The organism is Allokutzneria sp. A3M-2-11 16 (assembly GCF_024213555.1).
Lineage (GTDB): Bacteria > Actinomycetota > Actinomycetes > Mycobacteriales > Pseudonocardiaceae > Allokutzneria.
Genome location: NZ_JANAVO010000004.1, coordinates 1 through 25647, shown reverse-complemented (window position 1 = coordinate 25647; position 25647 = coordinate 1). Strand labels below are relative to the sequence as shown.

At 70.9% G+C, this 25647-nt stretch carries 20 protein-coding genes; 11 read left to right on the top strand and 9 right to left on the bottom strand.

Going from position 1 to position 25647, the window contains the following annotated elements; all coding sequences use genetic code 11:
• Window positions 1–55 precede the first annotated feature (55 nt).
• The 4 genes from NLX83_RS24490 to NLX83_RS24475 all read right to left on the bottom strand — a co-directional run bounded on the left by NLX83_RS24490 (window position 56) and on the right by NLX83_RS24475 (window position 3555).
• On the bottom strand, window positions 56–436 hold the full coding sequence (locus NLX83_RS24490) for a hypothetical protein (RefSeq protein ID WP_254237500.1): 381 nt from the start codon (window positions 434–436) through the stop codon (window positions 56–58).
• A 114-nt stretch (window positions 437–550) separates the two neighbouring features.
• Entirely contained in the window at window positions 551–1774 is a 1224-nt protein-coding gene (locus NLX83_RS24485) for an NAD(P)/FAD-dependent oxidoreductase (RefSeq protein WP_254237499.1), read from the bottom strand.
• 136 nt (window positions 1775–1910) lie between these two features.
• A complete protein-coding gene (locus tag NLX83_RS41960; protein ID WP_254237498.1) occupies window positions 1911–3008 on the bottom strand; it encodes a LamG domain-containing protein in 1098 nt (365 codons plus the stop codon).
• A 97-nt stretch (window positions 3009–3105) separates the two neighbouring features.
• On the bottom strand, window positions 3106–3555 hold the full coding sequence (locus NLX83_RS24475) for a hypothetical protein (RefSeq protein ID WP_254237497.1): 450 nt from the start codon (window positions 3553–3555) through the stop codon (window positions 3106–3108).
• Between the two features lie 164 nt (window positions 3556–3719).
• Here NLX83_RS24475 and NLX83_RS24470 point away from each other — a divergent pair, with 164 nt between their 5' ends.
• Genes NLX83_RS24470 through NLX83_RS24460 form a run of 3 tightly spaced genes read left to right on the top strand, consistent with a single transcriptional unit; the run spans window position 3720 to window position 6497 of the window.
• On the top strand, window positions 3720–4982 hold the full coding sequence (locus NLX83_RS24470; protein WP_254237496.1) for a sensor histidine kinase: 1263 nt from the start codon (window positions 3720–3722) through the stop codon (window positions 4980–4982).
• Entirely contained in the window at window positions 4979–5623 is a 645-nt protein-coding gene (locus NLX83_RS24465) for a response regulator transcription factor (RefSeq protein WP_254237495.1), read from the top strand. Before NLX83_RS24470 ends, NLX83_RS24465 begins: the two co-directional genes overlap by 4 nt.
• 16 nt (window positions 5624–5639) lie before the next feature.
• Window positions 5640–6497, top strand: coding sequence for a bifunctional 5,10-methylenetetrahydrofolate dehydrogenase/5,10-methenyltetrahydrofolate cyclohydrolase (locus NLX83_RS24460; protein ID WP_254237494.1), 858 nt, complete (start codon window positions 5640–5642; stop codon window positions 6495–6497).
• Here NLX83_RS24460 and NLX83_RS24455 read toward each other — a convergent pair.
• Entirely contained in the window at window positions 6479–7540 is a 1062-nt protein-coding gene (locus NLX83_RS24455) for a serine hydrolase domain-containing protein (RefSeq protein WP_254237493.1), read from the bottom strand. The two genes, NLX83_RS24460 and NLX83_RS24455, sit on opposite strands and share 19 nt — an antisense overlap.
• 49 nt (window positions 7541–7589) lie before the next feature.
• Here NLX83_RS24455 and NLX83_RS24450 point away from each other — a divergent pair, with 49 nt between their 5' ends.
• Entirely contained in the window at window positions 7590–8045 is a 456-nt protein-coding gene (locus tag NLX83_RS24450; RefSeq protein WP_254237492.1) for a MarR family winged helix-turn-helix transcriptional regulator, read from the top strand.
• Window positions 8046–8249: 204 nt separating this feature from the next.
• Here the strand turns inward: NLX83_RS24450 and NLX83_RS24445 are convergent, their stop codons facing one another.
• A complete protein-coding gene (locus NLX83_RS24445; protein ID WP_254237491.1) occupies window positions 8250–9176 on the bottom strand; it encodes a CHAD domain-containing protein in 927 nt (308 codons plus the stop codon).
• A gap of 274 nt (window positions 9177–9450) precedes the next feature.
• On the opposite strand from NLX83_RS24445, the gene NLX83_RS24440 reads away from it, so the two are divergent.
• Window positions 9451–9837 (top strand): hypothetical protein, encoded by a 387-nt coding sequence (locus NLX83_RS24440; protein ID WP_254237490.1) that lies wholly within the window; start codon window positions 9451–9453, stop codon window positions 9835–9837.
• A gap of 94 nt (window positions 9838–9931) precedes the next feature.
• A complete protein-coding gene (locus NLX83_RS24435) occupies window positions 9932–10603 on the top strand; it encodes an HNH endonuclease family protein (protein WP_254237489.1) in 672 nt (223 codons plus the stop codon).
• 209 nt (window positions 10604–10812) lie between these two features.
• Here the strand turns inward: NLX83_RS24435 and NLX83_RS24430 are convergent, their stop codons facing one another.
• Window positions 10813–11784, bottom strand: coding sequence for an ArsR/SmtB family transcription factor (locus NLX83_RS24430; RefSeq protein ID WP_254237488.1), 972 nt, complete (start codon window positions 11782–11784; stop codon window positions 10813–10815).
• Window positions 11785–12047: 263 nt separating this feature from the next.
• The gene (locus NLX83_RS24425) at window positions 12048–15821 is read right to left on the bottom strand and encodes a hypothetical protein (protein WP_254237487.1); all 3774 of its coding nucleotides are present in this window, start codon (window positions 15819–15821) and stop codon (window positions 12048–12050) included.
• A 175-nt stretch (window positions 15822–15996) separates the two neighbouring features.
• On the opposite strand from NLX83_RS24425, the gene NLX83_RS24420 reads away from it, so the two are divergent.
• The 4 genes from NLX83_RS24420 to NLX83_RS24405 all read left to right on the top strand — a co-directional run bounded on the left by NLX83_RS24420 (window position 15997) and on the right by NLX83_RS24405 (window position 23611).
• On the top strand, window positions 15997–17202 hold the full coding sequence (locus NLX83_RS24420) for an NAD(P)/FAD-dependent oxidoreductase (RefSeq protein ID WP_254237486.1): 1206 nt from the start codon (window positions 15997–15999) through the stop codon (window positions 17200–17202).
• A gap of 313 nt (window positions 17203–17515) precedes the next feature.
• A complete protein-coding gene (locus tag NLX83_RS24415; RefSeq protein WP_254237485.1) occupies window positions 17516–18235 on the top strand; it encodes a CHAP domain-containing protein in 720 nt (239 codons plus the stop codon).
• Window positions 18236–18392: 157 nt separating this feature from the next.
• Window positions 18393–21404, top strand: a complete 3012-nt coding sequence (locus NLX83_RS24410) for an AfsR/SARP family transcriptional regulator (protein WP_254237484.1) — start codon at window positions 18393–18395, stop codon at window positions 21402–21404.
• Between the two features lie 620 nt (window positions 21405–22024).
• A complete protein-coding gene (locus NLX83_RS24405) occupies window positions 22025–23611 on the top strand; it encodes a S8 family peptidase (RefSeq protein WP_254237483.1) in 1587 nt (528 codons plus the stop codon).
• Window positions 23612–23622: 11 nt separating this feature from the next.
• Here the strand turns inward: NLX83_RS24405 and NLX83_RS24400 are convergent, their stop codons facing one another.
• On the bottom strand, window positions 23623–24246 hold the full coding sequence (locus NLX83_RS24400; RefSeq protein WP_254237482.1) for a TetR/AcrR family transcriptional regulator: 624 nt from the start codon (window positions 24244–24246) through the stop codon (window positions 23623–23625).
• Window positions 24247–24330: 84 nt separating this feature from the next.
• Between NLX83_RS24400 and NLX83_RS24395 the strand changes: the two genes are divergently transcribed.
• A complete protein-coding gene (locus tag NLX83_RS24395; protein WP_254237481.1) occupies window positions 24331–25440 on the top strand; it encodes a nucleotide disphospho-sugar-binding domain-containing protein in 1110 nt (369 codons plus the stop codon).
• Window positions 25441–25647 lie beyond the last annotated feature (207 nt).

The following is a 25647-nucleotide window of genomic DNA, read 5'->3' as shown; positions in this document are numbered from 1 at the left end:
GATGGTCGCGCCGAAACCTGACAACCGCTGTCAGTGTTCCGGCGCGACCTCGGCGCTACTGCCCGCAGGTGAAGGTCTTCTCCGCGCTGTACTTCTCGGTGCCGTTGCTGCCGTCGACGACCGCGCGGTAGGTCTCCTTCTCGCCGGCCTTGCAGTCGAAGAGCAGGGTCTGGCTCTCGTTGCCCCGCCACGTCCCCGAGTCGAGATTGGTCCAGTTCAACCCGGTCATGTTCCGCCACTGCAGCTTCGCGGTGTAGGTGATCGCCGTGCTGCAGCCCGAGGTGGAGACGTTGGCCTTGACGTTGCCGCTGTGGTGGAACGGCGTGCCCGCGGTGAGCTTGCAGGCCGCGGCCGATGCGCCGGCGACGCCCGCGGTGAGGCCGCCTGCGACGGCGAGCGCGGCGGTGAGGACTGCTGCGGTGCGAGTGATGGTCATGCGATCTCTCCCGAGCTGGGTGAATCCGACAACTCGACCTTCTGGGCGCGGCGAGCTGACCGGCAACCCGATCGGCCTAGTCCGGACTGTCCCGGACGGACCCGTACGCGCAGCTCAGACGGCTGCGGGGCGCAACGACGGGCGGGTGAGGGCGAACGGGCTCAGTTCGGCGGGCGCCCAGCCGGTGGGCACCGCGAGGGCCAGCGCACGGGAGAGGGCGAAGGCCAGCGGCAGGCCGTTGAGGTCGAAACCGCCCGCCGCCCAGACGCGCTCGTCGACGCGGTGCACGACGGGCAGGTGGTCGGCCGTGCGCGCGACCGGGGCGGCCCGTCGCTGCGTCGTCCGGATCTGTCCGATGGCCGGGAACAGCCGCGGCAGCGCCCGCACGAGCGTCGCGTGCACCGCGTCCTCCGGTTTGCGGTCGAGCGGGCCGGAACCGTTGGCCTGTGCGGAGGCCGCGGGCCCGTAGCCACCCAGGATCACCCGGCCGTCCTTGGTCTGCTGCCAGTAGGTGCCGTCCGCGCCGATGGTCGCCGACATCCCGGTGGAGAACACCGGCGGGAGCACGTCCGTCGCCAGCACCTGCGCCTGGCTCGCGGTGATCATCCGGTCCAGGTCGGGCACCAGGCGCCCGCTCCACGCGTTGATCGCGATGATCGCCGCCTCGGAGCGGACCAGCCCGCGCGTGGTCATCACCCGGACGCCCTTGGCCGACTGCTTGACGTCGATCACCGCGGTGCCGGTGTGCACCGTGGCGCCGAGGTCCATCGCGGCCTTGGTCAGCGCGAGTACCAGCTGCGTCGGATCGAGGACGCCCCCGGGTAGGAGCAGGCCGCAGCGCACGTCGGCGGCGAGCGCGGTGGTGACCGGGCCGCGCAGGTCGCGTGGGCTGAGCCACTCGGTCGGCACGCCGTCGGCCTTCAGCGCCCTCGCGCGCTCGGCCAGCACGGCGTGCCGCTCGGCGCCGACCGCGAGCTGGATGTGGCCGTTGTCCTTGAGCGGGCAGTCCACCTCGCCGTGCTCGGTCGCCTTGCGCAGCAGGGAGAAGCCCTTCTCAGCGATCCGCAGCACCTGGCGCGCGGAGCGCCCGCCGAGCCGGTCGACCGCCCGCTCGTAGGGCTCCGGCGTGGTGGGCACCACCAGCCCGGCACCGCTGCCGCTGGCCCCGCCCGCGAGGCTGCCCGCCTCGATGACCGCGACCCGCCTGCCGGAACGGGACAGCCAGTAGGCGCAGGCCGCGCCGAACAGGCCGCCGCCGATGACGGTGATCTCCGTGCTCGCCGGTGGGGCGTCGGTGGTGAGCGCGGTCAGGGGCGGCCGGTGCCCGGGTCCTGACACGAGTGGTCCCTTCGCTGGAAGTCCTGGGGGCAAGGGACCGAACCTCCGCCGGGCGCTCGGTGTCCGGCAACGACTTCCCCGTGTCCCGGACAGGCTCGGACGGGGAGGACATGCGATTTTCCGGCCGGGACGGTGCTCAGCCGGAAATCTTCTCGGTGATCGCGCGCAGCTCCGTGCGGCTGATCGGCCGGTCGAAGAGCCGCACGTCGCGGATCTCCCCGCGCCAGCCCGAGATGTGCCGCCCCCGGTACACCGCGCGGCCGATGTCGAAGGCGCCCGTCGTCCGGCGCAGTCCGGCGGGCAGCTCGCTGGTGCCCACCGCCGCGCCGTCGACGTAGAGGGTCAGCTGCCGGGTCGCCGCGCTGTAGACGCCGCCGAGGTGGGTCCAGCGGCCCCTGCGCGGTGGCGTCCCGGACAGCGCCGCGCTGATCACGTCACCGTCGTCCTTGTGCGGGGCGGCGAAGGACCACGCGTCGGCGTCGCCGTTGTAGCCGAGCAGGAACGAGTCGAACCCGCCGCCGCGCGCGCTGACCGCCGTCGCCCAGTCGCCGGTGGCGGTGAGGCGCACCCACGCGGTCACGCTGAAGCCGTTCTCGGCGGCGACCACGCGCCGGTCGGTGGACACTCGGCCGTTGCCGTCGAACTCCACCGCGGGGCCCTGCTCGGTCCGCACCCAGGTACTGCCCCCGCTCAGCACTCCCGCCGCGCCCGAACCGGTCGAGTCGGCGGCGGTCGCCCCGGCCCCGTCGTCCAGCTTCCACCAGGTCACCGGCCCGGTGTGGGTCGCATCGGCGAGCACCGGGGCGGCTTGCGCCCCTGGCAACACGCACAGGCACAGCAACGCGAACGCCACGCGGGTCGCGCGCCGGGCCCACCAGCGCGACACGGGCAGCTCGGTCTTCACCGGAGCCGTCGGGTGCTCGGCGCTGGCGAGCGCCCGCCATGCCCTGGTCCAGGCCGCCAGTTCCGCCTCGTCGTACTCCCTCGCGCGCAGGCAGGCCAGCACGAACGCCTCGACGAACTCCAGCCGGGGCAGCCTGGCCAGCCGTTTTCCGGTGAGGACGTCCGAGACGGTGGCCGGGGGCAGCGCGTCCGCCGGGCCCGCGAGCGCCCGCAGCCTGCGCAGCGAAGGCGTGCCCGCCCAGCCGCGCAACTCGTTGAGCCGGGCGACCAGTTCGGCATTGCCGGAGATTCCGGCCGGATCCGGCGGCGCGTCTTCGAAGCTTCCCGTCACGACACCTCCTGCATTCACCGAAACGGGAATTCAAAGATAGCACGACGGTTACTTCAAAGAATCGATATGGCGAATTCTTGAACTTTCCGGTAGGTGCTCAAGAATGCGTCTTGGAAAGGATCGCGACGCCGCCGAGCAGGGCCGCCCACAGCAGGAACATCGGCGAGTACGCGGCCAGTGCCAGGACTGCGGGCGTGCTCAGCGGGGGAACGGTCTCGCGAAGCGGATACAGCAGGAGCAACCCGGAGAACCCGCGCGTCGCCAGTGCCGCCACGGCCACCCACGCCGGAATCAGCAATGCTCGGCGAAAATTCGTTCGACGAAGTCCGAGCGGCAGCGCGGCAATCGCCAGTGCCGCTATCACGAGGCCCGGCGGGGGCAAGAGGGAATCGCTGAGAAGGCGTTCTGCGACGCCGACCGACTCCAGTAGGGCCTGTCCGCCCAACGTCCAGTAAGCCCGCAGCCCGGCGTAGAGGACGGCGAGCGCGACCGCTCCGTGGCACGCGATCGTCGCGAGTGGACCGCGCAGGTCCGGGTTGCCGGTCACGCGCCTCCTTCCGCCTCGGATCGGCCTGGGCACCCCCAGCGGCCCAGGCCGATCACCCCGCTCAGCCTGTGCTCGCCGCCCCGTCGTGGGACTCCCGCTGAGGCGCGAACCGTCTCCCCCGCGCGAGGGAGACGGTCGTCGGGGTGGTCTGCGAGGATCGGAGTGTGACCGAAGATCCGCTTGCGGGATCGAGCATCGGCACCGGTCTCCGTCGCGTGCTGGGTCCGCTGGTCAGCCGCTTCACGTTCCGGTCGTGGATCTTGCTGCTGCCCGGCGGCGGCCTGCTGCTGTCGTTCGTCGGGCTCGACGCCGGGATCGGCACGGTTGTCGGCGGCTGGTTCCCGTGGCCGCCCGCGCAGGTGCTGGTCATGGTGCTGGCGATGGTCGTGCCGCCGGTGATCACCGGCTTCATCCCGGCCGTGCGGATGGTGGAGATCGTCGCCGTGCGCGCGCTGCTCGGCGTGCCGCTGCCGGACTACTCCGCCGAGGACGGGCGCTCGTGGCGGACCCGGTGGCGCACCGCGGCCTGGTTCCTGCTGCACCTGCTGTGCGGTGGGGTCATCGCGCTGATCACGTTGATCGCGCCGACCTTCGGCGTCGCGATGATGATCGCCCCGCTCGTGCCGGAGCAGCGCATCAAGTTCTCCGACACCGGGGTCGTGGAGTTCCCCAGTGGCGCGGCGGCGCTGTGGGGCGTGCCCGCCGGGCTGGTGCTGTTCGCCTGCTCGCTGTACGTGATCTTCTGGCTCGGCGTGCTGCTGCGGCACCTGGCGCCCGCGCTGCTCGGGCCGTCGCCGGAGGAGCGGATCGCCCGGCTGGAGCGGCGCACCGAACAGCTCGCCGAGCGCAACCGCCTGGCGCGCGAGCTGCACGACTCGGTCGGCCACGCGCTCACCGTCACCACCGTGCAGGCCGGTGCGGCGCGACTGGTGCTCGACAGCGATCCGGAGTTCGTGCGCAAGGCGCTGCTGGCGATCGAGGAGGCGGGCCGCGCGGCGCTGGAGGACCTCGACCACGTGCTCGGACTGCTGCGGGAGGAGCGCGCCGCCGGGACGACGCCGCAGCGAACGCTTGCCGACATCCGTTCACTGCTGGACAAACCGCGAGTTCAGGCCGAGCTCACCGGCGACCTCGACCGGGTGCGTCCGGCGGTGTCCAGGGAGGCGTACCGGATCGTGCAGGAGTGCCTGACCAACGCTCTTCGACACGCGGGCGAGGTCGATGTCCGGGTGCGGATCGCCGTGCTGGACGGAGTGCTGGAGCTGGACGTGGCGAACCCGGTCGGCGCAGCCAAGGCAGCGGGGCGCGGTGGCCGCGGGTTGATCGGGATGCGGGAGCGCGTGACGGTCCTCGGCGGCCGGTTCTCCGCGGGCGCGGACGACGGGGAGTGGCGGGTCTCGGTGACTCTTCCTTTGGGGGACAGATGACTTCGGTCGTGCTTGTTGATGACGAGGACCTGATTCGCACGGGACTGCGGGCGATCCTGGGCGCTGAGCCGGATCTGGAGGTCGTCGGCGAGGCGGCGGACGGGGCCGAGGTGGTGCCGCTGGTGCGTTCGCTGAAGCCGGACGTGGTGCTGATGGACGTGCGGATGCCCGCGGTCGACGGCATCCAGGCGACCCGCCACCTGCTGTCGACCATGGCCGAGCCGCCGAAGATCCTGGTGGTCACCACCTTCGAGAACGACGACTACGTCTACGACGCGCTGCGCGCAGGTGCGAGCGGGTTCCTGCTCAAACGCGCTCGGCCCGCGGAGATCGTGCAGGCAGTGCGCACGGTGGCCAGCGGGGATTCGCTGTTGTTCCCCAGCGCGATCCGCGCGCTCGCCGAACAGCGCGCGGGTGGCGAGCGGAAGGCGCTCAACGGGGCTCAGCTCACCGAGCGGGAGGCCGAGGTGCTTCGGCTGGTGGCGAAAGGTCTGACGAACGCGGAGATCGCGGCGGAGCTCGTCGTCAGCGTGGAGACGGTGAAAACGCACGTCGGGAACGTGCTGGGCAAGCTGCACGCCCGTGACCGCACGCAGGCCGTGATCATTGCCTACGAGTCCGGATTCGTCAGCGTTCGCTGACCTAACATTTATGACCATGCATGAACTTCGGGAGATCGACGGCTCGCCGCTGGCCGAGGCGCTGTACGCGGAGGTGGCCGACACCGTCGCCGCCCTGCCCGCGCGGCCCCGGCTCGCCGCGCTGATCCCCGAGGAGGATCCGGTCGGCGCGCTCCACGGAGAGCAGCTGAGCTGGGACGGCGTCGAGCTGGGGATCGACGTCGTGCTGCGGGTGCTGCCGGTGGACGCGCCCGCCGTGGACCTCGCGGTGCTGCTCGACGAGCTGTCCGCGGACCCCGAGGTGCACGGGGTGAGCGTGGCCGAGGGCTTCCTCGCCGCCGAGGGACTGCGCGAGCGCATCGATCCGGGCAAGGACGTCGAGGGCGTCAACCCGCTCTCCATCGGCAGGCTCGCGCACGGCCTGCCCGCGTTCTCCCCAGTGGCTCCGGTCGCCGTGATGGAACTGTTGCGGCACGCGGAGATTCCGCTCGTCGGCGCGCGAGTTGTCTTGGTGGGCAAGGGGATCTCGCTGGCGTTGCAGCTGCGCGCCGCCGAGGCCACGGTCACGGTGGTGCGCGGGGACGCACCCGCGCTGCCGGAGATCACGGCCGCCGCGGACGTGCTGGTGTCCGCGGTGGGGCAGGGCGGCCTGATCACCGCGAAGCACGTCAAGCAGGGCGCGACCGTGGTCAGCGTCGGGCTCGACCACTCGGGGGAGAGCCACGGCGGCGAGTTCGGCGGCCTGCTCCCGGGCGCGGTCGGCGACGCCGAGGCGAAGGACGTCGCCGAGGTCGCGGGCGCCTTCATCGGCTCGCTCACCGTGGGCGCGCTGATGCCCACGCTCGTGCTGCGCCACGTCGCGCAGGCGGCGATGGTTCAGCTCAAGCAGGAGTAGACCGCGCCGACCAGTCGGTCCCATCGAGGATCGCTACCGGAGACCGTGGTCCGCAGCTTGTTCGGCGTGTACCCGAACGCCAGGCCCGCGTCCGGGTCTCCGAAGGCCAGCGCGCCGCCCGCTCCGGGATGCCCGAATGCGTTGGCGCCAGGGGAGAACGGCCGCATCGGACTCGGCAGCATGTAGCCGCTCGCGAACCTGGAGTGGCCGAGCAGCACCTCGTCCGGCCCATCGCTGACCGGCGCGATCGCTTGACGCACAAAGGATTTGGTGATCGTCCGCGCGTAGAGCTCCGCGAGTCCGCGTGCGGTCGCGTGCCCGTTGGCCGCGGGAACCTCGGCGTCGAGCCACCGCGCTCCGGTGAGGTCGACCGTGGCCAGGTCCGGCGGGTTGCCGAATGCCTTTGCTGTCACCGAGTTCGGGTCGGTGAGCGCGGCCAGCTTCGGCGGCGGTCCGAACACCACACCGCTGAGGCGACTCCGTTCGGCTTCCGGGAGTCCAATGTGGACATCGAGCGCGAGTTCCTCCGTCAGCTGTCGCACGGTTTTCCCGGTTGCCCGTCGCAGCACCTCACCGACCAGGAACCCGTAGGTCACCGCGTGGTAGCCGTGCTTGGTCCCGGGCTCCCACCACGGTTCCTCGTTCGCCAACGCGGTGGCGAGGTGATCCCAGTCGTAGAGCGATCCCGGCGGCTGCTCTTGGCGGAGCGCGGGAAGTCCCGCGCGGTGGCTGAGCAGATCGCGAACTGTCGTGTCGCCCTTGCCCCGCGCGGCGTACTCGGGCCAGTAGGACTCGACTTTCGTGTCGAGGTCCAGGCCCAGCTCGTGCGCGATCGTCGCCACGACGCCCTTGGTCGCCGAGAAGACGTTGACCACGGTGTCGTGCTGCCACGGCGTTCCGGCCGCGGTCTCGCCGCCCCACAGGTCGACCATGACCGCGCCGTCGACGCTGACGCAGACCGCCGCGCCCAGCTCGTCGTCGTCCAGGCAGGCCGCGAATGCCTCTCGTACCGGGGTGAACGCCCGGTCCCATCGTCCGTCCATCGCGCAACCGTAATTGCGCAACCATGGTTGTGTAAATAGGGTGGAGCTCGTGACGGATCTGGTCCTGCTGCTCACCGCGGCCTCCGCGGCGGCCGACGCGCGCGTGCGGGAGGCGGTCGCCGCGGCGGGCTTCACCGATGTCCGGGACAGCCACGGTTTCGTTTTCCAGCACCTGCTCGTCGGCCCCGAGCGGATCTCCGACCTCGCCGCCAAGCTCGGCATGACCCCGCAGGGCGCGTCCAAGCTGACCGCCGAGATGGAGCGCGCCGGCTACGTGCGGCGCGTCGTCGACCCGGGCGATCAGCGCAACCGCTTGGTGGAGCTGGCGCCCCGGGGCCGCTCGCTCATCGAGGCCGGCCGCGCCGCCCGTGCCGCCGTCGACGCCGAGTTCCGCGCCGCCCTCGGCTCCTCCGCCCCCGCCTTCGAATCCGCCCTGCACGCGCTCGCCGAGCACTCCGGCGGCCTCGTCGACCTCCTCGCCCGCCGCCTCCGCCCCCGCGCTTAACGCCCTGAATGAGTCATTGAGGCCGCTCAACTACCCCAATGACTCGTTCAGGGCCTAAACGTGGGGGGTTGGGGGCGGTTTGAGACTGCGCGGAGGGGGGTTGGGCGTACTTGAAGACTGGCCAACCTGCGCGGGTGGATCGTGATGAGTGCCCCTGAACGAGTCATTGGGGGCGTTGGGTTCCCTGAATGACTCGTTCAGGGACTAAGCGGGGGTGAGCCACTGGCGGTGCTTGGAGCGGGTGCGCTGTCGCCACTCGCCGGGCAAGCCGTGCTCGACGTCGTGGGCCCGGTGCTCCTCGCGGGCGTAGAGCAGGCCGTAGGTGAAGGCGCTCTCGCCGTGTTCCTCCGCCTCGTCGGAGAGGGCGCGCAGCAGGCGGCGGCACACCACGCTGTCCTGGTGGACGCCGAGGAACCGCTGGAGGTCGCGCATCTGCTTGCCGAAGCGGACGGCCGGGCGCCCGCAGACCTGCGCGGCGGCCATGGACGCGTCCCACACGCACTTGGCGGCCTTGCGCACGTCGTGCAGTGCCTCGTCGCGTTCGGGGCCGGGGTGCCGGTACTCCGCGACGGCGGCCATCCGCGACTCCAGGCGGCGGTAGGACCGGGCCACCTCCCCGGGCAACGCCGACGCGGCGGCCAGTGACGCGTCGGGGGAGCTGTGGTCGAAGATCCGCTCCATGGCCACGCGCAGCCCGGCCTGCCGCTCGCTGTCCAAAGTGGACACGACGCGCGTGTGCAGCTCGATGCGCCGCCCGGTGAAGAACTTGCCGGCGCGCGCCGCCACCGGACCGCGCATCAGGACGGGCGGGGTGAGCGCGATCTGGCCGTTGAGCCTGGCCTGGACCATCTCCAGGTCCCGCGCGTCGCCGAGCATGGTGTTGAACCAGCACAGCTCGGCCACCACGAACCGCGCGTGGTCGGCGTCGAGGAAGCGGTGGAACGCCTCCAGCCCGCTGCGCAGCCTGCGCACGCCGACGCGCAGCCTGCGCAGCGCGTCGGGCTCGCGGTGCCGGACCCTGCCCTCCTGGAACAGCACGACGTCGACCTGCTCGCGCAGATAGGCCCCGACCACGTCCCCGGCCCGTTGGCCCGCCAGCGCCGGAACAGCGGACTCCTGTTTCGTGGTCATGGGTGGTACTTACCACCGAACGGCCGGGGCAAGCGCACCGCCCCGGCCGTGTGGGGCGACTGCCCCACATCGCGCGGTAAGCGCGATCACTCGAATGGGTGATCTTTACAAACGACGCAACGTTATGCCTGGCAGAGGCGTCGTCGCTCTCTGTCGACCGGTTGACTCCCCTGGCGCAGTCCGCATTGGGCTGTCAAGATCCACTTGGTCGGACTGGACTGCTCTCGCGAGTCTGCTCCGCGCACCCGCTCGTCGAATCAGAAACCAGGTCCACGTGAGCCGACACGCCGCAGCCGCCGTGCTGGACGACATCGCCTTCGCCGCGCCCCAGCCGGTCCCGCCGCGACGCGCGCTCCGCAGAAGGTCCGTCCCGGTGAGCCCCGGCCGTGTCCGCCTGACCGTGGTCCGGGACCCGATCGCCGCCGAGCCGATCACCCCGCCCGCCCGTCGCCGCCCCGCGCTGCGCAGGGCCGTCCGCGCCGCGCGGTCGGTGCTGCACCGCAGGCCCGCCTCGGGCGGCACGCCGATGCTGGTGGCCATCGCCGCCGGGCTGGCCGTCACCGCCGCGACGCTCGGCGTGCTGCCGACCGCGGGACTCGTCGGGCTCGCGGTGGTCGGCAACGGGGTCTGCGAGCTGCTGGACCACGCGAATCGCACCTGATTTCCGGCTCTCCACGGAGGGTCGTCCTCCGCTCACGTCGGGGATGCGCCATGATCAGCGCGCTCGTCCACCGTCGCTGTGAGAGGAAACTGGCGTGAGCCGAGGGCGCTGGATTCTGGCCGCCGTGCTTGCCGTGATCGCGATCGTCTCCGGAACGGCCGCGCTGTTCATGGAGGATCCTAAGCCGACCGGCTCCGCGCCGGTGACCACCGAGCACGCCCCGGCCGGGGACTCCGCCGCGGCCAGCCGGGCCGACCTCGACCGGCTCGCCGTCGCCGCCTGGCACCCGATGAAGGGCTACACCAGGGAGAAGTTCAAGCACTGGATCACCCAGGGCGAGAAGTGCGACACCCGGGAGACGGTGCTCAAGCGGGACGGCAGGAGCGTCGTGACCGACGCCAGCTGCAAGGCCACCGCGGGCAGGTGGGTCAGCCGCTACGAGGGCAAGGAGATCGCCGCGGCGGGCGAGATGGACATCGACCACACGGTGCCGCTGGCCAACGCGTGGCGCTCGGGCGCCGACACCTGGACCGACCAGCGCCGCCAGGAGTTCGCCAACGACCTGGCCAACCCGCAGCTGCTGGCGGTGTCCGCGGCGACCAACCGCTCCAAGGGCGACCAGGACCCCTCGCAGTGGAAGCCGCCAGCCAAGGACACCTGGTGCGAGTACGCCAAGGACTGGATCGCGGTGAAGAAGGTCTACTCCCTCAACGTCACCGAGGCGGAGAAGACCGCGCTGCGCGACATGCTCGCCACCTGCAAGTAAGACGGTCTTCAAGTACCCCCGACCCCTGCTGGAGAAGTCGCCAACCGCAGCGAACCCGGGGGTTGGGGGTCGTTTGAGACGGTGTGAGGGCGGGTGTGCCGTACTTGAAGACGCGCGAACTCCGAAGGGCGCCCGATCCGGTGCGGATCGGGCGCCCTTCGCGCGTCTGCTCTCCCCAGCGTTAGCGCGCTCTAACCTCGAAGCGACGCCTAGTCGGCCGCGATGGCGAGCGCCGGTGCCTGACCGGGCGTGGGCGCGCGGCGCGAGACCGCGGGCGTCGTGGTGGTGCTCAGCAGCTGCTGGGCCAGCGCGGTCGGCGCGTGCCACATCGACCGGCCCTGGCGGGCGGTGGCGATCAGCCCGCAGTGCCGCAGCACGGTCAGGTGCTCCGAGACCCGGCTCAGGCTGACGCCGACGCGCTGGGCGATCTGGGTGGTCGACCCGCCCTGGCCGAGCCCGCGCAGGATCGCCGCCCTGGTCTGCCCGACCAGCGAGCGCAGCGGGTCCTCCGACCACGGCACGTCCGGCGAGAACCGGGCCTTGGTCGGGTAGGCCAGGATCGGCTGGCCGCTGAGGTCGCGCATCAGCTGCGGTCCCTCCGGCAGGAACGCCGAGGGGGCGAGCACCAGCCCGCGGCCCGCGAGGTCGACCTCGGAGCGCTGGGTGGCGGCCAGCTCCAGGACCGGGGCGCGCCAGCGGATCGTCGGGTGCAGGCCGCTGAGCAGCCGCTCCGTCCCGTTGGCGAGCAGGACCGTCGACCGGTCGGCCAGATCCGCCTCAAGGTGCGCGCGCAGCTTCGCCCAGTCCGGTTGCAGGCACGTCTCGTGATAGCGGCGCAGCACCGTGAGCAGGATGCGCGTGCCGCTGCGGCCGCCGGAGTGCCACATCCAGCTGGGGGCGCTGACCGACCGCGGGTCGATCGTCCGCAGGTGCCGGTGCAGCGGCTGTTCGCAGTGCGTCGCCAGGTCCTGCAGCTCGCGGTCGAAGGACGTGCGCTCGCCGAGCGCGGTGACCAGGGCGGTGCTCAGCGGCTGGTCCTGGGGCACCAGGTCGAGCAGGGTCAGCGAGTCCGACCTGGTCAGCTCGGCGAGCCTGCGCCGCCAGCGGCCGAATTCGGCGCCGCCGCCCGTCTGGGCCAGCACCCGAACGCTGAGCAGGGTCTCCACCAGGGGAGATACCAAGAAGCGGATCCGCGGCAGATCGTCGGGTCCGAAGCGTATGCGTAGCACGAGCCCTCCGCGGCGGTGGGGGATTTGCGGGTGTCCCGGCTCCCCGAGAGGGGAACCCGAACCGTCAACAAATACCTAGGAAACCCGTCGGTGGGAAATACTCCATCAAACTGCCGATATCGATATCAGCCAGCTGACGTATCCCTCTTCGTCCGCCGTACCCCCACCCGGTCACGCAGGGTCGCACCAGGGGTGGTGAGCACACACGGTAGCGGTCATCGGCCGCGACTGGTGAGGTAGGACGAAACAAGACGGCCGTCCTGTTTCACCACTTCCTGCACGACCACGAGTTTGTCCTGCGGATTCGCCCCGCCGCGCCCGAGAGCGCGGTCAGGGGCCCCGAAGTCCACCTTTCCCGTCACTCCGGAGTGGGCGAGTGCTCCCGTGGTCTCGCGTAACGACTGGTAGACCTGGTGCCGGTTGGGCACCCCGCGCGCGTCGGTCCGCGCCCGTTCGGCCGCGGTGAGCAGCAGGTGCACGGCGTCGTAGGAGAGCATCACGTGGCCATTCGGCCCTGACCGAAATGCCGGTCCACCGCGTTGGCGCTGTTCCCGTTCCACGGCGAGGTGATCGGCGAAGAACCGGTCGACGCCGGGCTCCAGCCGGCCGTTGCCGCGCAGCTCCCAGCCCTCCCTCGTCGGGCCGAAGGTGGTGAAGAACAGCCGCTCGCTCGCGTAGTCCTCGCGCCCGGCGAGGTCGCGGAAGCCCGCGGTCTCCAGCTGCGAGAGGTCGTCGCCGCCCAGGATGATCGCCTCGTCCCGGCAGGTGCTGCGGCTGAGCTCGTCGAGCAGGGTGGGCAGCTCGTTGGCCCGTCCGGAGTAGACGATCATCGGGCCCGGCAGGTCCGGCGGGTTCTCCTCGCAGATCTCGCGCACCCGCGTGCGCAGGGTGCTCGCGGTGCCGGTGGTGCCAGCCTCGTAGGGCTTCTCGATGCCCGCCCGCAGCTCCGGGACCTGCTTGCGCTGTTCCTTCTCCAGCTCGCGCTGGTAGTCCTCCTTCAGCTCCCGGCTGTAGCGGTCGGTGGGGTTGTAGACCAGGAACGGCTGCCTGCCGCGGAAGGGCCGCGCGGTCACCGCCCACTCGATCGCCACCTGCGCCTGCCTGGCGTTGGTCGGGGCGACGCGGAAGAAGTACGGCTTGCCGCTGAAGGTGTTGCCGGAGGGGGCCGAGCCCATCATCGGGATGCCGGTCCAGGTCCCGGTCGCGGTGCCGAGCAGTTCGGCGGCGCGCACGGTGGCGTCCCTGGTCTGCCCCATCCCGCTGACCGCGACCACGGTGGGATCGGCGTCGGCGAGCCCGCGGATCTGCTCCGCGGTGTGCTCGGCGTGCTCGGAGTCGCCACCGAAGTTGGCCGGGAGCAGGCGGACCAGGAACCCGCGCTGGATGGTCGAGGTGCGGAACCGGTTCCAGTCGCGTTGCGCGAGGTAGGCGCCGCGCAGCTCGTTGACGCCCGCCGAGAGGTCCCGTTTGGGGCGCTCGGTGGAGCTGAGCATGGTGGCCACCACGATGCTCACGTACGGCCGCCCGCCCGCGCGCCCGGCCTCCTTGAGCACCTGGTCGTTCTGCTCCTTGATGAGCCTGGTCAGCTCGGCGACCTCGTGGTCGTCCTCGCCCGCGGTGCTCTCGTCGGCGAGGAAGGTGCCCGCGGCACCGGTCACCCCGACGCACTCGCCGTCCATATTGGACAGAACCTTGCTGTCGTCGAACAGCGTGCCCGCCACCGTGCCGACCGACAGCGGTCCCTCGCGGTCGCAGTGCACCAGCACGTGCCGGATGTAGACGGCGCCGTAGAGCACGAGCAGCACCACGGAAAGCACCGCGACGGACTTGCGGATGGCGTGCCTCGGCGGCCACACCCGGGGGTAGGGGTGCTTGCCGGTCCCGGTGCAGTACTCCGGGAGCTGGGGCAGCGGGGTCGCGGGGTTGCCGTCCTGCGAGGCGTGCACCAGAGCACGGTAGCGGGACAGCTGCCGGGCCACAGAAGGGTCGTCGTCGGCGTTGAGCGAGCGGTACCCGTCCAGCACGTCGTGGAACAGTTCCCCGCCGCGCAGCGCGGTTCCGGTCCCCGAGCGCAACCGCCAGGTGGCCCGGACCAGGTCCTCGACCCGGCGCAACCGAGGGCCTTTGAGCCAGCCCAGTCCGGCTTTCAGCGGCGCGACCTCGATGTCGGAGCGGTAGGGCGCTGCGGCGATCTCCTCCAGCTCGGTGGCCCAGCGCCCGTGCCACTGCGCGATGCGCGGCGCCAGGTAGAGCGCGACCGCGCGCACGTCGCCGAGCGCGAGGCAGTGGTAGAGCCGGTCGGAGTGCTTGCCGAGCCGCGCGTAGTGGTCGCGCAGCGCGCGATGCACCTGGTCGTGGGTGAAGTCGGGATTGCCGTTGGTGCGCAACAACTCCTCGGCCAGCAGGTCGCGCAGCAGCGGGTGGAACTCCAGCTGCGCGCAGTCCGGGCTGAGCGTGACGAAGCTGTAGGTGGACAGGCTGGTCCAGATCTCGTCGGCGTCGCGATCGGGGACCAGCAGGCGGATCGTGTGCACGTCCAGCCGCCGCGGCGCCGCCAGCCGGGCCAGCAGCTGCCTGGTCAGCGTGCGCTGCGAGAGGTCGCTGTCCCGGAACCGTTGCAGGAAGCGCAACATCAGGTACTCGCCGACGGTCTCGGTGCGGTCGGCGCCCTCGGCTTCGGGGTTGGGCACCAGCTGCGCGTAGACCGAGCGCACCGGCGGCACGACGCGGTCGCGGGCGTAGCGCCGGTCGACGACCTTTATGGCCAGCCGGACCGCGAGCGGGTGCCCGTGGGTGACCTCGTGCAGCTCGGAGACCAGTGCGGGGCGCTCGACCGTGCCCGCCCGCCGCTGCGTCCACTGCGCGAGGAACTGCCCCGTCTCGTCCCTGGTGAACGAGCGCAGGCGGATCGGCAGGTAGGCGCTGTCGGTCCGCCTGACCCGTTCGAACCGGTTGCGCCAGCCCCAGTAGACCGCCCGTGCGATGTCCACAGAGGACGGATCGCCGCCGTCCTCGCCTGCCAGCTCGGGCGGCAGCGGGATGTCCTCGATGTCCGCAGTGGACTGTTTGGTGGCGATCACCAGCAGCGGCAGGTCCGGATGGCGTAATCGCGCCTCGGCCAACAGCTCCACCACGTCGGTCGGTGGCGCCGGGGACACCGGCCGGTCGGCCGGGAACAGGTTCAGCTCGATCGGGGAGAGCAGGTCCGCCCCGTCCAGCAACAGCACGCAGTTGACCTTGCGGTGCCGGGCGCCGCGGTAGGCCGCCTCGATATCGGCCAGGAACGCGGCCACCAGGAAGCGGTCCACGGTCAGCCGGTCCCTGCGGTCCTCGCTGTCGGCGAGGTGCCACAGCTGGGAGATCACCGCGTCGACCTTGCAGCCCGGGCTCATCCTGAGCAGCTCGCGCCCGGCCTCCCGCTCGTACCAGCGCAGCACGGCGGCCTGGCGGTAACCGGCCAGCCAGCGCAGCCAGCCGGGCAGCACGGTGGCCACCGTGGCCAGCGAACGGCCGAGCGGGCGCATCAGCCTGCCCAGCCACTGCGTCGGCGTGCTCGCCTCGGCGACCGTGCTCAGCGCGTCGGTCACCGTCGGCAGGGTGCGCGCGTCGCGGCCGATCAGCTCCCGCGCCGCGCGCAGCGGATCGGCCTCGGCCGGGGGCCGTCCGCCGAGCACCGCGCGGGCCAGGCCGTAGCGCGGCATCCGCAGCCTGCCGAACTGCGGGTGGTAGTACTGGCGGAGCTGGTTGTGCGCGGCGTCGAGCACGTCGCGGCAGGACTTGGAGCCGGTCTCGTCGAGGTCGACCCGCGCCAGCGGGACCGAGGGCTCGCACCGCCGCCGCACGTGGTCGAGCAGCGTGGTCTTGCCGCTGCCGCCGGGGCCGAACGCCACCAGCACCGGCAACGGGTACCGGGCCCTCCGGTCGATGAGCGACTCCACCAGCGCGGCGGTGGAATCGCGGCCGACGAGACCGATCTCAGGCTCCAGCACAGGTCGGTGTCCCCTCCTCCGGCGGCCGATGCAGATCGCCCAGCCTAGTAACCCGTCACTTACCGGGGGTAACTAAGGCGCAACGCCACAGGTGGGGGGTGGGCGTCACCCTGACAGGTAGGTGTTCGCGTGCATAGTTGATCGTTTGATCGTTGGCGCTGCATGGTGTTCACCCATGGGTGGCGATCGAATCTTCGTGGTGGTGGGGGCGGGGCTCGCGGGCGCGAAGGCCGTCGAGACCCTGCGTGCCGAGGGCTTCGATGGCAGGGTCGTGCTGCTCGGCGAGGAGGACCGGCCGCCGTACGAGCGGCCCTCGTTGTCCAAGGAGTTCCTGCGCGGCGCGGCGGCGTCCTGGGTGCACCCGGCGGAGTTCTACGCGGGCAACGGGATCGAGCTGCGGATTGGCGAGCGCGTCGCGGCGCTGGACCGGGAGAACCGCGAGGTCGTGCTGGTCACCGGCGAGCGCATCCCGTTCGACCGGCTGCTGCTGGCCACCGGGGCCACGGCGCGGCCGCTCGCGGTCCCCGGCGCGAACCGGCCGCACGTGCACTACCTGCGCACCATGGCCGACGCGGAGGCGCTGCGTTCGGCGATGGACGGCGCGGAGCGGATCGCGGTGATCGGCGGCGGCTGGATCGGCACGGAGGTCGCGGCCTCCGCGCGACGGCTCGGTCGGTCGGTGGCGTTCGTCGAGCGGCGCAACAGTCCACTTCAGACGGTCCTCGGCGTGCGGATGGGCGAGGTCTTCCGCGATCTGCACGCGGAGAACGGCGTGGACATGCACATGGGCGTCACGGTCACCGAGATCGTGGACGCGGGCGTGCGCACCGATCGCGGGCTGGTCGAGGCCGACCTGGTGGTCGTCGGGGTCGGGGTGCGCCCGCGCGTCGAGCTGGCCAGGGCCGCCGGGCTGTCCGTCGAGGACGGCATCGTGGTGAACGAGTACCTGGAGACCTCCTCGCCCGGGATCTACGCCGCGGGTGACGTCGCCACGGTGCGGCATCCGTTGCTGGGCAGGAAGGTCCGGGTGGAGCACTGGGCGAACGCGCTCGGCCAGGGCCCGGTGGCCGCGCGGAACATGTTGGGGCGCAACGAGATCCACTCCGAGGTGCCGTTCTTCTTCTCCGACCAGTACGACCTGGGCATGGAGTTCCGCGGGGTGGCGCGGCCCAGCGACGAGCTGGTGGTGCGCGGTGACGTGGCGGCGCGGGAGTTCATCGCCTTCTGGCTCTCCGGCGGGCGCGTCATGGCGACGATGAACGTCAACGTCTGGGACGCGGGGGAGCTCCTGGACACCCTGATCGCCCGGCGCGCCGAGGTCTCCGGCGACCTGCTCCGCTCCGCGTCGCTCCCCTCCCTCGTGCGCTCCCTGGCCCCCTAGCACTCCGCCCCCCGGGTAGGGCCGTCTTCAAGTACCCCCGACCCCCCTCCAGAACGTCTCAAACCGCCCCCAACCCCGGCCCCGCTTCCGGGGTTGGGGGTCGTTTGCGATCGCTGGGGCCGGGGTTCGGGGTACTTGAAGACCGGGGAACTCCGGCGGGGGCCCTACCCGTGCGGCGGAGTGCGGGTTTACCGCGCCTTGGGTGGGGCTTAGGGCCGTGCGCGCACTGTGGGGTGGCCGTCGGGGAGACCTGGCGGTGGTGCCTTAGCGGCAACCCCCTGCCGCCGCTGGGCGCCAAATGAGGGGATGCGGCATGGAGAACACCGTGCAGATTCTCGACTCTGCAAGCAAGTCTTCGGTTTTCCGGCGTCTCGTTCGCGGTTTCGCGGTGGTCGGCATGAGCGCGGCGGTGGCCGTCAGCTCGGTGTCGGTGCCCGCGGTGGCCGCACCGTCCGATCCGGCGCCCGCGGTGCTGGAAGTGCTCGACGAGCACGGCGCTCCGCTCGCGGGCGAGGAACTGCGTCAGTTCATGGCCGAGGAAGAAGAGCGGAACAGGAACACTGCCGCGGACGTCGCCGACGACACCAACGCGGATGACGCGAACACGTTGGCGCTCAAGGACACCATCGTCAAGATCGCCAACGCCGAGAAGGGCAACGGCGAGAAGCCGAACGGCAGCAACTGCACCAAGTACTCGAAGATGTGCGTGGCGTGGTGCGCGCTGTTCGCCACCTGGGTCTGGCGCAAGGCCGGGGTGGGCATTCCCCAGTACCCGTTCACGGGCGACGTTTACAAGTGGGGCAAGCGCAAGGGCAAGTCCTACGGCAAGGCCAACCTGAAGAAGGCCACCAAGGGTGATGTGCTGCTGTTCGGCACCGGCCCGTCCAGCACGAAGACCAGCACCCACATTGGGATCGTGAAATCGGTTTCCGGAAGTTCGGTGACGCTGGTCGAGGGCAACTCGCAGAACAAGGTTCGCCAGGTCAAGCGCACCCTGAGCAGCCGGACCTTCTACGGCGGCAGCCACCCCTGACGGCCGCTGGGGGTTACCGGGTGGGGATGGCCGTCCCCACCCGGTATTTCGGCCATGGATATCAAATTTTCTGGTGGCGGCTGCGACAGTCGGACGCAGACATAGGCGAGGGAACACCCAACAATTGGCCATCGACCGTCCGAGACGGAGGGCCACGGTGGACTTTCGCATTCTCGGCCCGGTTGAGGTCTGGGAGGCGGGGTCGCGCCTGGACCCGCCGCCGCCGAAGTCCCGCCAGATCCTGGCGATGCTGCTGCTCGAAGCCGGTCGCATCACCCCGGCGGAGCGGCTGATCGACGCGGTCTGGGGCGACGAACCACCGCCGCACGTGCGCAAAGCGCTCCAGGTGCACATCTCCCACCTGCGCCAGCTGCTGCCGTCGGTGTCGCTGCGCTACAGCCCGCCCGGCTACCTGCTCGCGGTCCGGCCGGAGCAGGTCGACCTGCACGTGTTCCGATCCCGCGTGGCCGCCGCGATGCAGGAGCCCGATCCGGGGCGCGCGAGCGCGCTGCTGCGCGACGCGTTGGCCCTGTGGCGCGGCCGCGCTCTCGCCGACGTCGGCTCGGACTGGATGCGCGAGCGGTTCTTCCCTGGGCTCGAAGAGGAGCGGCTGGCCGCCATCGAAGCGCGCATCGACGCCGACCTCACCCTGGGCAGGCACGCGGAACTGGCAACGGAACTGCCGACGCTGGTCGCTGACAACCCGTTGCGGGAACGGCTGCGCGGGCAGCTGATGACAGCGCTCTACCGGTGCGGCCGCCGTGCCGAGGCACTGCGCGTGTTCCAGGACGCCCGGCGCGCGGTCACCGAGGAACTGGGCATCGAGCCTGGGCCGGACTTGCAGCGCCTGCACCTCGACATCCTCGAAGGTCGCCCGGGGGCAGCGGGGTTCAGCGGTGAGACAGCTGCCGGGCGGGACCAGGCCACGCGCAACTACCTCCCGCGCGACGTGCACGACTTCACCGGCCGCGAGCACGAACTGCGCAGGCTGACCGAGTCCACTGTGGACACTTCGTCCGCGCTGCGGGTGTGGTGGCTCGACGGACCGACCGGCGTCGGCAAGACGGCGCTGGCGATTCGCGCAGCGCACCGCCTTTCCGACCGCTACCCGGACGGACAGCTCTTCGTTGAGCTGCACGGGCAATCCGCCGATCACAGCCCCGCCGCACCGGAAGCGGCACTGGACGCGCTGCTGCGGGCGCTGCGCGTGCCGAGCGAGCGAATCCCCGAAGGGCTGCGGGAGCGCGCGGCGCTGTGGCGGGCCGAACTGGCGGGGCGGCGAGTGCTCGTGGTGCTCGACGACGCGGCGGGGGAGGCGCAGGTGCGGCCGCTGCTGCCGGGCGGCGCCGGCTGCCTGGTGATCGTGACCAGCGGCCAGCGGCTGTCCGGGATCGAAGGCGCCACAAGGGTTCCCCTTGACGTGCTGCCGCCCGAGGACGCGCGAACCCTGTTCTCCCGCATCCTCGGCGACGACCGCGCGCAGGCCGAGCCGGACGCGGTGACCGAGGTCGTCGAGCTGTGCGGGTACCTGCCGCTGGCGATCCGGATCACCGGCGCCAAGCTCGCCGCGCGGTCGCACTGGCCGGTGTCGCGGCTGCTGCGCAGGCTGCGCGACGAACGCCAACGGCTGGACGAGCTCTCCGTCGGCGACCTCGCGGTGCGCACCGGCCTCGCCGTCACCTACCTCGGCCTGGACGAGCAGAGCAGGCGCGCGTACCGGTTGCTCGGCGCGCTGGGCTACGCCAACCTGCCCGGCTGGCTGGCCTCGCCGCTGCTCGACCTGCCGGAGGACGACGCGGAGGACGTCTTCGAGCGGCTGGTGGACGCGCAGCTGGTCGAGGTGATCAGCAAGCCGGTCGAGCCGCTGCGCTACCGCGTGCACGACCTGGTCCGCATCCACGCCCGCGAGCGCGCCGAGCTGGAGGACTCCGAGCAGGTGCGCAGGGACGCCGTGCACCGCGCGGTCTCCGCGCTTCTGTCCACAGTGGAGTCACTGGTGGAGAACCTCCCGCCCGCGGTTCCCCGGTTGTGCCAGACCGAGCTGAACTCCTTGCCCTCCAAGCGGAACCGGACTCCGGAGACGGACAGCTGGTTCGAGCAGGAGGAGGCCGCGCTGATCACCGCCGTGGAGCGGGCGGCCGAGCTGGACCTCGCGGAGTCCGCCGCGGGGCTCGCCGAGGCGCTGGTGTTCGCCTGGTTCGCGGTGCACAACCGCTACGACGGCTGGGAGCGGACGCACGACGCCGCGCTGGCCGCGTTGCGCAGGACCGGACTGCGCCACGGCGAGGCCGCGCTCGAATGCAGCCTCGGCCAGATGTACTACAAGCGCGACAACTTCGAGACCGCGCGCGAGCACTTCCGCACCGCGCTCGCCCTCTTCACCGAGGACGGCGACGCGCGCGGGGAAGCGGTGGCGCTCAACGGGATCGGCATGGTCAACCGCGAGCTCGGCGAGCACTCCACCGCGCTGCCCGCGCTCAACCGCGCGTACACGCTGCTCGCGGACCAGGGGGATGAGGAAGGCGTCGCGCACGCGCTCTACGGCATCGGTTACTCCTACCGCGAACTGGGGGAGGACCAGGCGGCGCTGCGCACGCTCAACCTGGCCGCGGAGATGTACCGGTTCGTCGGCAACGACCGTGGCGAAGCCTTGGCGTTGCGCGGAATCGGGCTCGTGCACCGCGCGTCGGACGATCTGGCGGCGGCGGAGGAGTACTGCGAGCGCTCGCACCGCATCGTCGTCGCCGTCGATGACGCGCTGCTGGTGCGCTACACCGCGCAGGCGTTGGCGAAGGTGCGCATCCGCCAGGGCAAGGCCGACGAGGCGGAGCCGATGCTGCTGGAATGCCTGCGCGGCTGCCGCGAACTGCACGACGCGTTCGGCGTCGCGCTGGCCAGGCGGACCCTCGGCGAGTGCTACATCGCCATGGACGAACCAGAGCGCGCGCTGGCGTACCTGGAGCAGGCGCTGACGGACTGGAACACCATCCGGCTGCCGGTGTGGCGGGCCCGCACGCTGCGCGACGTCGGCGCCGCGCACGCGATCACCGGTGACGCGGACAGCAGCGAACGGGCCTGGTCGGCCGCGGCCGCGGAGTTCCGGCGGCTGGGCACCAGGGAGGCCGCCGAGGTAACGAGCTGGCCACAGCGCTGGCCGTGCCGCCGCTAGCGCCGCCATTCGAGTTCCGCCGACGTTACGACAATCGGGGGGATTTTTCCCGGCCGTGCCACCCGGAGATGCGCCGCTTCCGTCCAGGGAGCAGTGTGGAACATGCTATGACCGGTTTCACGCGTGCTGTGGGCTGTTCGTGTCACGCCCGTCGCGGCCCGAACTCGGAGGCGGCCGGTATTAGCCCAGGTAAGAACGTGTGCATTCGATCTTGCCTTCGGCTACAGCGCTGTGAGCTGCGGATTTGCCTATACGGCGGTTTGGCCTAACGCGTCGTCCGACCGGCGTGGGCGGCTCCGGGTAACGCCCGGACGCCCCTTGGCCTATCGACCGGCCGTTTTTCGTGCGATAAAGTCGCCGAACTTCGTCTGCTTTTCTTTTCTGTGGAATTCCCCGGGGTTTTACTTATGACGCGGTCAAGCCGTTGAAATCAGTGTCTGTACGAACTCGGTGAACCCCGCCTAACATCGATCTTACGTTCGCGCGGACGTTGTAGTCAGTACTCCGTTTCCTTGACCCCACCGGCAGAAACCCCTGCCGTGGGGAGGACGTGCGCTTTTCCTTGCTCGGCCCCCGCATCGACGGGCGCCGAACGTGCATGGAGGAGAGAGGACCGCGATATGACTCGTAAGCACAGGACCAGGTCTCGGCTCGCCGCGGCCTCGGTGCTCGGTGCCACCCTGGCGATGAGCCTGGTGGCCCTGGGTTCCACCGCGACCGCCGCACCGGCTGAGGGCGCCGTGCGCAACGCCGGTGGGGCCGATGCCGTAGCCAACAGCTACATCGTGGTGCTCAAGGACAAGGTGAGGACGGCGGCAGCCGTTTCCGCCGAGGCCGGGGCGCTCGCGCAGCAGTACCAGGGCAAGGTCGGACTGGTCTACGCGACCGCGCTCCAGGGCTTCTCCGTGGAGATGACCGAGGCGCAGGCCAAGAAGCTGGCCGCCAACCCGGACGTCGACTTCGTCGAGCAGAACAAGACCGTGCGCATGTCCGGTACGCAGACCCCGACCCCGTCGTGGGGCCTGGACCGGATCGACCAGCGTGACCTCCCGCTGGACAACTCCTACACCTACCCGTCCGCGGCGGGTGTGACGGCGTACATCATCGACACCGGTGTGCGGCAGACGCACCAGGACTTCGGTGGCCGTGCGCGGTCCGGTCGCGACTTCATCGACAACGACGACAACACCGACGACTGCCAGGGCCACGGCACGCACGTGGCGGGCACCGTCGCCGGTACCAGCTACGGCGTCGCCAAGGACGCCAAGGTCGTCGGCGTCCGTGTGCTGAACTGCCAGGGCAGCGGCACCTGGGCGCAGGTCATCGCCGGTGTCGACTGGACCGCCGCGAACGCGGTCAAGCCCGCCGTCGCGAACATGAGCCTCGGCGGCGGCGCGAACGACGCCCTGGACACCGCGGTCAAGAACGCCATCGGCAAGGGCATCCCGTTCGCCCTCGCGGCGGGCAACGGTGACATCTTCGGTCGCCCGCAGGACGCGTGCACCGCCTCGCCCGCCCGCACCCCGGAGGGGATCACGGTCGGCGCGACGCAGAAGACCGACGCGTCGGCGACGTTCTCCAACTTCGGTACCTGCCTGGACATCTGGGCACCCGGCGTCGGCATCACCTCGGCGTGGAAGGACAGCGACTCCGCGACCAACACCATCAGCGGCACCTCGATGGCGGCTCCGCACGTCGCCGGTGGCGCGGCACTGGTGCTCGCGGCGAACCCGACCTGGACCCCGGCCCAGGTGCGCGACAAGCTGGTCGCCGACGCCACCAGCGGCAAGGTGACCAACCCGGGCGCGGGCTCGCCGAACAAGCTGCTCTTCGTCGGTGGCGGCGGCACCACTCCTCCGCCCACCTGTGACGCGGTGACCAGCGGCGGTGCCGTTGCCATCGGTGACCTGAAGACCGTGGAGAGCCCCGTGGTCGTCGCCCGCTGCGACGGCAACGCCACCTCCGTCAAGGCCGAGGTCAAGATCACCCACACCTACCGGGGTGACCTGGTGATCGACCTCATCGCGCCGGACAACACGGCCTTCCGGGTCAAGAACTCCAGCGCCTACGACAGCGCCGACAACGTCAACGAGACCTACACGGTCAACGTCGGCGGCAAGGTGAAGAACGGGACCTGGAAGCTCCGGGTGCAGGACGTGGCCCGCGGTGACTCGGGCTCGGTCGACTCCTGGACGCTGCGCTTCTAGTTCTAGTTGATCTAGCCAGTCGGGGTGGTGCCGGTTCGCCGGTGCCACCCCTTCCGCGTGACCAGGGGCAGTACGACCTCGTCGGTGATCTGCTCGATCACCTCGTCCGGGACAGGCGCGCCGTACTGGAGGAAGTGCAGTTGCAGCAACGAAGGCCCGGCCATCACCACTCGCGGCGTGAGCGCTTCGGGGGTTATCTCTCCCCGTTCCACCGCCTTGTCGAGGACCCCGCGCATCATCCGCTCCCGGTTGCTCGTGGTGCGTGAGCGCAGTTCCCTGCCCAGCTCCGGGTGGTGCAGCGTTTCCGCGAGCAACCCCCGCGCCGCGGCCCCCAACGGTCCGTCGAACCGATCGGCGATCATCCGCAGCAGCGTGAGGACATCGCGCCGGAGGTCCCCGGTGTCGGGCAGTTCGTCGTCGGCGGGCAACGCGTGCCCCGCGGCCGCCGCGACCAGGTCCGCCCGGCTCGGCCAGCGCCGGTACAACGACGCCTTGCTGGTCCGCGCGCGTTCGGCGATCCGTTCCATGGTCAGGTTCGCGTAGCCCGACTCCGCCAGTTCCGCGAGTGTCGCCTCGAAGATCGCGTTGAGCAGCACGTCGCCGCGTCGCCGCGGGTTGCTCCGGTGGTCGCCCATGTTCTCCGCTTAGAGGTCGTTGCGTTCTCTACCGCCGCACCCTACCGTAGGGAACGTTGCGTTCTCTATTGGTAGGGGGTCGGCATGAGGGTGCTGTTCCTGTCCTCGCCCGGTATCGGGCACGTGTTCCCGATGGTTCCGCTGGCCTGGGCGTTCCGCGCCGCCGGGCACGAGGTCCTGGTGGGCAGTTCCGGCGAGGCCCTCGCGGTGGCGGACGCCGGGTTGCCTGTCGTCGACATCGCGCCGGGGCTCAGCCGCGCGGAGACCATGGCCCGGCTCCGCCGCGAGCGCCCGGACCTGGTGCGGGCCATGCTCACCGCCGAAGTGCGGGACCTCGGCGAGATCGTCGAGGCGATGGCGGAGATCACGCCCGCGCTGTTCGACGGCGCGCTCACGGTCGCGCGAGAGTGGCGGCCAGATCTCGTTGTGCAGTCCCAGGGGCAGACGGTCGGCCTGCTAGTCGCGGGAGTGCTTGGGATTCCCTTGGTAGAGCACAACTTCGGCCTCATTCGTGCCACGGGCACCCAGGAAGGCGCGTACGCGAGGATGGCCGAGACGTTCGACCGTTATGGCTTCACCATGCCCACTTCGCGCCAGTGGCTCGACGTGGCGCCGCCGAGCATGGGCGTCTCTCCCGTTGGCCTGCCGATGCGCTACATCCCTTACAACGGTGGAGCTTCGCTGCCTTCGTGGCTGCGCACGGTACCCCATCGCCCGCGCATCGCCGTCACCCTCGGCACCGTTGCTCCAGGGATGACGGGCATTACCCCGGTATCTCGGATCATCAAGTGCGCCAAGGACATCGACGCGGAGTTCGTGCTCGCGCTCGGCGATGTGGATCTCAGTGAGTTCGGCACGTTGCCGGAGAACGTGCGCGCGGCAGGATGGGTTCCGTTGAACGCGCTGCTGCCGAGCTGTGCCGCGATCGTGCACCACGGCGGTGCCGGTAGCACCATGGCGGCGCTCGATGCCGGAGTGCCGCAGTTGGTTCTGCCTACGGGAGCTGATCGTTATGTGAACGCGGACGCTGTGGCTCGGCGGGGGGTGGGGCTGCGGGCATCGGAGTCCGATGTGGACGCTGCGGTGGTGTCATCTGTGCTGGGGTCGGGGTTTCGTGGTGCGGCGGCGGAGGTTCGGGCGGAGATTCGCGCTATGCCTGCTCCGGCGGAGGTTGTTGGGGTGCTTTCGGGGTGAGTTGGGCTTGTGCGGGCTGGGCTCCCTGCTTGGGTGGCTGGGCTTTCAGTGCGAGTGGGCTGGGCTTCCAGCGGGGGAACGGCTGGACTTCCAGCGGAGTTGGCTGGATTTCCTGCGTGGGGCGCTGGGCTTCCAGCGTGGGGGTCGGCTTGACCTGGGGCCCCTTGCGCGTGCCCTTGGGCCTCACGGGGGCACGGGATGAAACCC

Bases quoted from the DNA above. Each gene is read 5' to 3' on its own strand.
- NLX83_RS24490 (WP_254237500.1), bottom strand. From the start codon at position 436: ATGACCATCACTCGCACCGCAGCAGTCCTCACCGCCGCGCTCGCCGTC.
- NLX83_RS24465 (WP_254237495.1), top strand. From the start codon at position 4,979: ATGACTTCGGTCGTGCTTGTTGATGACGAGGACCTGATTCGCACGGGA.
- NLX83_RS24460 (WP_254237494.1), top strand. From the start codon at position 5,640: ATGCATGAACTTCGGGAGATCGACGGCTCGCCGCTGGCCGAGGCGCTG.
- NLX83_RS24455 (WP_254237493.1), bottom strand. From the start codon at position 7,540: ATGGACGGACGATGGGACCGGGCGTTCACCCCGGTACGAGAGGCATTC.
- NLX83_RS24445 (WP_254237491.1), bottom strand. From the start codon at position 9,176: ATGACCACGAAACAGGAGTCCGCTGTTCCGGCGCTGGCGGGCCAACGG.
- NLX83_RS24420 (WP_254237486.1), top strand. From the start codon at position 15,997: ATGGGTGGCGATCGAATCTTCGTGGTGGTGGGGGCGGGGCTCGCGGGC.
- NLX83_RS24415 (WP_254237485.1), top strand. From the start codon at position 17,516: ATGGAGAACACCGTGCAGATTCTCGACTCTGCAAGCAAGTCTTCGGTT.
- NLX83_RS24405 (WP_254237483.1), top strand. From the start codon at position 22,025: ATGACTCGTAAGCACAGGACCAGGTCTCGGCTCGCCGCGGCCTCGGTG.
- NLX83_RS24400 (WP_254237482.1), bottom strand. From the start codon at position 24,246: ATGGGCGACCACCGGAGCAACCCGCGGCGACGCGGCGACGTGCTGCTC.
- NLX83_RS24395 (WP_254237481.1), top strand. From the start codon at position 24,331: ATGAGGGTGCTGTTCCTGTCCTCGCCCGGTATCGGGCACGTGTTCCCG.